The sequence below is a fragment of the Pseudomonas sp. ABFPK genome, assembly GCF_001586765.1.
In the GTDB taxonomy this organism is placed as follows: domain Bacteria; phylum Pseudomonadota; class Gammaproteobacteria; order Pseudomonadales; family Pseudomonadaceae; genus Aquipseudomonas; species Aquipseudomonas asiatica.
Window position 1 is genome coordinate 1 of the sequence record NZ_LQXW01000088.1, and the last position, 587, is coordinate 587.

The 587-nt window shown below is 48.4% G+C and carries 2 tRNA genes and 1 rRNA gene; all 3 read right to left on the reverse strand.

From position 1 onward, the window contains the following. Positions 1-249 precede the first annotated feature (249 nt). Positions 250-325, reverse strand: a tRNA-Ala gene (locus WM94_RS27710). A gap of 24 nt (positions 326-349) precedes the next feature. Beyond that, positions 350-426, reverse strand: a tRNA-Ile gene (locus WM94_RS27715). An 85-nt stretch (positions 427-511) separates the two neighbouring features. Beyond that, positions 512-587: ribosomal RNA gene (locus WM94_RS27720) — 16S ribosomal RNA — on the reverse strand; the annotation flags it as partial.

Here is a 587-nt window from a genome sequence, read left to right on the forward strand (position 1 = left end):
TTGACCATATAACCCCAAGCAATCTGGTTATACTGTGAAGACGACATTCGCCGAAAATTCGCATGTTGCTCTTTCGAGCAGAACTCACAAATTTTACCTTAGCCTGATTAACCAGCAGTGAAACTGGTCATCAGTCTATATCTATCACATATCCGAATTTTTAAAGAACGATCTGACAAAAGCCAGAAATCAACATTCGAACTGAATGTTCATTTCTAAGTTCTGACAAGCTACTGCGTACGGCGAAAGTGGTGGAGCCAAGCGGGATCGAACCGCTGACCTCCTGCGTGCAAGGCAGGCGCTCTCCCAGCTGAGCTATGGCCCCGTATTCTACGGCTGAACCATGTAATGGTAGGTCTGGGCAGATTTGAACTGCCGACCTCACCCTTATCAGGGGTGCGCTCTAACCAACTGAGCTACAGACCTATAACAGGGTCGCGTTACAGCATCGTCTTTTACAATGAATCAAGCAATTCGTGTGGGAGCTCATCAGCAGGCTGATGTCGTCGATTAAGGAGGTGATCCAGCCGCAGGTTCCCCTACGGCTACCTTGTTACGACTTCACCCCAGTCATGAATCACACCGTG